5 protein-coding genes and 1 pseudogene are annotated in these 6,417 nt (G+C 42.8%); 5 read left to right on the top strand and 1 reads right to left on the bottom strand.

Annotated elements, in window-relative coordinates; genetic code table 11:
• The 3 genes and pseudogenes from JWP71_RS02285 to JWP71_RS02275 all read left to right on the top strand — a co-directional run.
• Positions 1–312, top strand: a pseudogene (locus JWP71_RS02285) (fumarate hydratase); the annotation flags it as partial.
• Between the two features lies 1 nt (position 313).
• Entirely contained in the window at positions 314–1,108 is a 795-nt protein-coding gene (locus tag JWP71_RS02280; RefSeq protein WP_299496652.1) for a S1/P1 nuclease, read from the top strand.
• Between the two features lie 59 nt (positions 1,109–1,167).
• Positions 1,168–1,602, top strand: coding sequence for a low molecular weight protein-tyrosine-phosphatase (locus tag JWP71_RS02275; protein WP_299496650.1), 435 nt, complete (start codon positions 1,168–1,170; stop codon positions 1,600–1,602).
• Between the two features lie 92 nt (positions 1,603–1,694).
• Here JWP71_RS02275 and JWP71_RS02270 read toward each other — a convergent pair whose 3' ends face one another.
• A complete protein-coding gene (locus JWP71_RS02270) occupies positions 1,695–3,914 on the bottom strand; it encodes a transferrin receptor-like dimerization domain-containing protein (protein ID WP_299496648.1) in 2,220 nt (739 codons plus the stop codon).
• 497 nt (positions 3,915–4,411) lie between these two features.
• Between JWP71_RS02270 and JWP71_RS02265 the strand changes: the two genes are divergently transcribed.
• Together JWP71_RS02265 and JWP71_RS02260 are read left to right on the top strand one after the other, a co-directional pair.
• Positions 4,412–5,278, top strand: coding sequence for a neutral zinc metallopeptidase (locus JWP71_RS02265; RefSeq protein ID WP_299496646.1), 867 nt, complete (start codon positions 4,412–4,414; stop codon positions 5,276–5,278).
• A gap of 160 nt (positions 5,279–5,438) precedes the next feature.
• Positions 5,439–6,341 (top strand): N-acetylmuramoyl-L-alanine amidase, encoded by a 903-nt coding sequence (locus JWP71_RS02260; protein ID WP_299496643.1) that lies wholly within the window; start codon positions 5,439–5,441, stop codon positions 6,339–6,341.
• The last annotated feature ends 76 nt before the right edge of the window (positions 6,342–6,417 follow it).

The following is a 6,417-nucleotide window of genomic DNA, read 5'->3' as shown; positions in this document are numbered from 1 at the left end:
TTTATGCAGATCAGTTCTTTCAGCAAGGTAAACTCCGGGGCAGATAGTTGCATGAATGCCGGCCACTGGACAGAGTACATCCGTGGAACTTATAAGCAAAGCAATGATACCCTGCACATAAAAGGCAATTTTTGCAATGCCGATTATACTTTGAAAAAACAGGTGGGCTGTTTCCGTTCTGGGCCATATGAGGAGTTTTTTAAAGTCAGCAAAAAAACTGATTCACTTATTCAGTTTTCAAGCACATCTAACGTAATACCTGTTAACTTGCGTTTAATTAAAAAGATTACCTGTAACCCAAAACCATTATAACATGAAAAACATTTTTTTTAAAAATTTAGCTTTAGGACTGGTAATACTTTGCTCGCCGGTAATAACTATGGCATGGGGCACCAACGGGCACCGCATTTCTGGACAGATAGCCGAAGATCATTTATCGCCGAAGGCCCTTGCCGCTGTGCGTGCCATTTTAGGAAATGAATCTGTAGCCATGGCCAGCAATTGGGCCGATTTTATAAAATCAGACCCTGCTTACAGCTACTTATATAACTGGCATTTTGTAGATTTTGAAAGACCGATGAGCTACCCCGAAATGACCGAGTTTTTGGAGCATGATAATAATGTAGATGCCTATACCAAACTAAAATTTTTGATAGCTGAACTAAAAAGGAAGGAAACATCAAAAGAAAACAAACTATTATACCTGCACATGCTAATACATATTACAGAGGATGTGCACCAGCCAATGCATACCGCGCATGCAAGCGATAAAGGTGGTAATGATTTTAAAGTGAACTGGTTTAATAAGCCTACCAATCTGCATTCTATTTGGGATAGCGAACTGGTGAATTTCCAGGAACTAAGCTATAGTGAATACGCAAAAGCAATTAATCATGCTACTCCGGCACAAATAAAAGATTGGCAAGCCGCTCCATTAAACAAATGGATATTTGAATCGAGCCAATTGGCAGAGCAAATATATACCGAAATTAAACCCGGTGATACCTTAAACTACAAATACAATTTTACCCATTTAGATATCCTTAACCAGCAACTGCTAAAAGGCGGTATCAGGTTAGCGGGTGTTTTGAATGAGATATTCGGTTAATTAGCTAAAAGCAAAAAGCTTTGGTCTTTATGCTTAAAAATTAGCTTTATGCTTATAAAATGAGAATCCTAATGGTTTGCCTGGGCAATATTTGCCGTTCGCCGTTGGCGGAAGGGATCATGCAGCATCTTGCTGATGAGCAGGGTTTAGACTGGGAAATTGATTCGGCGGGTACCGGCGACTGGCACATCGGCCAGGGTCCGGACAGGCGCTCGGTACGCACAGCCCGCCAACATGGTATTGATATCAGCAAGCAAGTTTGCCGACTTTTCAGCGTAAGTGATTTTGATACGTTCGATCATATTCTGGTAATGGATAAAAGCAACCTGAGCAATGTTTTGGCAATGGCGCGTAATGATGAGGATGTTAAAAAAGTAGAGCTGCTGCTGATAGATAAAATAGTTCCTGATCCTTATTTTGATGACGCACAGTTTGAACCTGTTTTTAAGTTGATTGAAAATGGGTGCAGGGAGTTTATAGCCAGATACAAATAATTAATTGTCATTCTGAGCATAGCGAAGAATCTTATACGCTTTACTTATCGCGCTTACAAGATTCTTCGCTATGCTCAGAATGACAACCTGTACTACATTGCCGCTTTATCCAAATAGGCAGCTAAAGCATTAATAGTTGCAGACACTGCAGCTATTTGTTGCTGAGCCTCGGGCCAGTTACGTACTTCTATAGCTTCACGTATACCCGGCATTGTTTTAACACCATACCCGGTATAAAAGCCCGGCGCATATATACTATGCTTATACCATGGGCGCCGCGGTAAACCATTGGGTGATAGTAATTGCTGCTCTGCCTTATAAATAGTTTCATTCAATGCTTTATGATCTATAGTTGATCCTGACGCTGTATTCATAACAGCAGCCAGTTTATCAGCACTTGCTTTTAATGCATCCAAAGAAGCTGTTAATGCCGAAAAATCAATAGCCGGCACTTCGTCTTTTGCCACTGGGATTGCCATACGTTTGGTTGGGTCGGCTGCCAAATTAAAAGCGTTACTTTTTACCAGTTGATTTTGCATGGCCGTAGCCTCGCGCATGTTGTTTGCCAGTTCTATTACCTCTTTACCATAGCCGTTTAAGGTGGTTGAAAGGCTGCGGAAATCAAACGGTAATACATCGGCATTTGCCATGCGTAATACGGCATGCCCTATGGTTTTTGATAAGGCTACACCATAAACAAATCCGGGGTCCTTAAAACGCTGGTAATCGGCAAATGAATCATATATAGAGTGATAATCGCCACCGCCGCCTTCGCCGCCATAGCCTATATCCAGGGTAGGCACACCCAAATGCTGTAAAAAAGATGAAAAATCAGATCCCGAACCTAATGCCGCTATCGGATCGGTTTTACGGTCAAGTATTTCCTTTTTAGCTTTAGGATTAGCGGCATTTACCACTTCGTGCGCTTTTTTACGTTCGGCCACGCTAACATTAGTTTCGGGGTCTGTAACACCTTCTGATACTTCGCCGATAAATTTTTCTAACGCGTGAGATCCCCCGGCATGATAAAACCCGCGCGAAATATCATCCGAGTTAATATACACTACTGCCTTTTGCTGCAGCTCTTTATCATGATCCTCCACATACTCTGTAGAGCCCAATAGCCCCGGTTCTTCACCATCCCAGGCACAATATACTATGGTGCGTTTTGGTTTCCAGCCAGTTTTAAGCATATCGCCCAAAGCCTTTGCCTCGTCCAATAATGACGATTGCCCGCTAAGCGGATCATCGGCACCGTTTACCCAGCCATCATGATGATTGCCGCGCAACACCCATTCATCAGGATAGGTTGAGCCTTTTATGGTGCCGATAACATCATAAGCCGTAACCATGTCCCAGTTAAATTCAAGCTTTAAATGTACGGTAGTGGCACCCGGACCAATATGATAAGTTATAGGCAATGCCCCGCGCCAATCTTCGGGCGCTACGGGCCCTTCCAAAGCAGCAAGCAGTGGTTTGGCATCCTGGTAGCTAATGGGCAATACAGGTATCTTTAATATAGTGGTAGCGTCTTTACGATCCAAACGTTTAGCATTTTCGGTAGCACCAATGCCCGGTGTTAACGGGTCGCCGGGATAGATCACCATATCCATTACTGAACCACGCTGTACACCGGTTTCATTTTTAAACGCCCCTTTCGGGTATACATCGCCTGCATAATAACCGTCATCTTTCGGGTCAGAATAAATTATACAACCAATGGCGCCATGCTCATAAGCCACTTTGGGCTTAATGCCGCGCCATGATTTGCCGTATTTGGCAATAACTATCTTCCCTTTTACATCTATACCCATAGCTGCTAATGTTTCGTAATCATCCGGCAAACCGTAGTTTACAAATACCAGCTGGCCGGTTACATCACCATCGGCACTCCAGGCGTTATAAGTAGGTAGCTGCCCAGCTTGTGATGAGGTCGGATCTTCGGTCAAAGCGGCTTCTTTTAACACAGCTGTGTATTTGGTAGGGCCGGTCATTTCTAACACACGGGTTTTTGGGGTAGGGAACAACACTTTATATGGCTGCAAATGCGCATCAAAACCATAGCTCTTTAGTTTGGCTAATATCTTTTCGGCAACCACCTTGCCGCCGGGCGAGCCTATGTGATGCGGATACATCGACAGATCTTTTAACGTTTCGCCAATACGTGCGGCGCTAAGTGATTGGTCAAACTGCTGTTCGGTTTGCAGCTGCTTGGCTGATGAGGCGGGCGTAAAACCCATCAAAGTTTTTTGTTGAGCCTGTGTATAAGCTGTGGCAAAAACCAATAAGCTAAGGGTAAATAATTTTTTCATTTCCTGTCAGGGTTTTTATATGGGTATGAAAATAGGTAATTTATAGCGTAAAGACTATGTGTGTTGAGAAGATTAAATTGTCTTCCTATGTTTGTGGAGATTGTGAAACGAGATAAATGGCGGCATTATATTGTCAGCGATTTTGTTTCATCTTGTTTCAAATACTTTGTTTCACCACTCCAAAAATTAGCAATTTGTAATTATTTGATTATCAATGAATAAGATTAAAATTATGCCTAAAAATACTGACGGATAAGTTGTTACATTTTGTTACATCACTTTTTCGCAATTACCTCATAAGCAATTAATTAAGTCAAAATCTTGTTTCACTTGTTACATTTTGTTTCACACTCGCGTGAAACAAAATTTGTTTTTGTCATTGGCAGCGGGAGCGAAGAACTACTCTCTTGAGCGTAGCGAAAAATCTTATATGCCCTTATCACTCAAACAATAGCAAACACCATACTGTTAAACAGCTATACTTAAAACAATAAATTATGCGATGGTTTGGCGGCAGCGAAAGCAATGATGTTGAAGAAGGCAGCAGCAGTGGTGGTGGCCGCGGATTACTATTTGGCGGCGGCATATTGGGTGTAATAGGTTTTATTATCTACTTATTTACCGGCATAAACCCCGGACAAATACTCAGCTTAAATAATGCTGCCGACAGCTCGCAGCAAATAAACACGGTACCCGGCGGCGGCCAGGAGAATCGCAACAAGCAGTTTGCACGGGTAATATTTCAAGGGACTACCGTTGTTTGGGATAGTCTGTTCCGAACTATGGGGAAAACCTATACGCATCCGATATTGCATTTCTATACAGGTGCCGTTGATGCCGAAGGCTGCGGCTACACCACATCAGCAACCGGGCCGTTCTATTGCCCGGCCGACCAGCGGGTTTACCTTGACCTTTCCTTTTTTGATGAATTGCAAAATCGTTTCGGCGCGCCCGGCGAATCAGCCTGGGCCTATGTAATAGCGCACGAGGTTGGCCATCATATACAAAACCTGTTGGGTGTATCGGCCAAAATGGAGGAGGCCAGGAATAATTTAGGTAAAGTTGCTTACAATAAACTATCGGTTAAACTTGAGCTGCAAGCCGATTTTTATGCCGGCGTATGGGCGCATTATGAAGCGTTTAATCATCATAATGGTATTGTAATTGAACGTGCGGATATCGATTCGGCACTTACCGCCGCCCACCAGATTGGCGATGACCGCCTGCAGCAGCAATACCAGGGGCGCGTTACGCCAGATAGCTTTACACACGGCACCAGCACGCAGCGCATGTATTGGTTTAAAAAAGGGTATGATACCGGCGATATAAATCAGGGTGATACTTTTGCCGGGGATGGCTTGTAGTGTACTGTCCCGGGGACACACTGAGACAATGTGGAAAACTTGAAGTAATACACGTTAAATTTAACTCCATTTGATTGCTTGCCGGCGTGATGTAGGTAATAACATAAACAATATGCAGTTTATTTAGTTAGTTTATTGCTTAATAACTTAATTTAGCTACATGCTTACTAACAGGAAACCTCAACACATTTTTTTATTGCTTTTGTTTGCCGCCATTTTGGTTGCATCGTGTTCGCCAAAAGTCACTGCTCCTAAAACAGATGCCACTAAACAGGGTTCGGTAAAATTGCCCATTGTTAAAGGGCCCTATTTTACTACAGATAGTATTTATACTACAAAAACAGATTCGCTGCTAAATATTGCAAGACTACAGCAGCCCGTTATGTTGTTTGACAGCACAGGCATAATAGCAGTACCTTCAGAATGGGTAGGCACCGTTAATTTTGGCATGCGTAAAGCCAACTACGTTATCATTCATTATACAGCGCAAGATTCGGTACAGCAAACCATTAAAACCTTTACCATGGCAAGGACCCAGGTAAGTGCCCATTATGTGGTAGGTAAAGACGGCAAAGTTTTCCATATGGTGAATGATTACCTGCGCTCCAACCATGCCGGTGTGGGTAAATGGGGCAGCGTTACAGATATGAACAGTTGTTCGTTAGGTATAGAGATAGACAATAATGGCTTCGAGCCTTTTACTGAGCCACAAATAAAAAGCCTGCTGGCATTGCTAACACAGCTGAAAAAAACCTACAATATACCTACAGCTAATTTTATCGGGCACCAGGATTTTGCAATCAGGCGCAAACCAGATCCGGGACCGCTGTTCCCATGGAAATTATTGGCAGACCATGGTTTTGGCTACCGCAGCGACATGATAGTAGTACCCGCGCCAGACAATTTTGATTATAAAACCGCCCTGCGATTAATCGGTTATGATACCTCTGATCTCAACGCGGCGATAATAGCTTTTAAACGCCACTTTGTACAAGATGACAGCACCCCGCTATTAAGTCCGCTGGATTTGAATGTATTGTATAATGTTTATCAAAAATATTGAGCTTAAAGGCAAAAGCATAAGGCCTATGTGATTAATAAAAAAGACGAAAAATGATATATCTTTCGCCTTTAATGCT

This window comes from Mucilaginibacter sp., from assembly GCF_028287845.1.
GTDB lineage: Bacteria > Bacteroidota > Bacteroidia > Sphingobacteriales > Sphingobacteriaceae > Mucilaginibacter.
The sequence above is the reverse complement of the archived record's forward strand: the minus strand, read 5'-3'. Positions and strand labels throughout refer to the sequence as shown.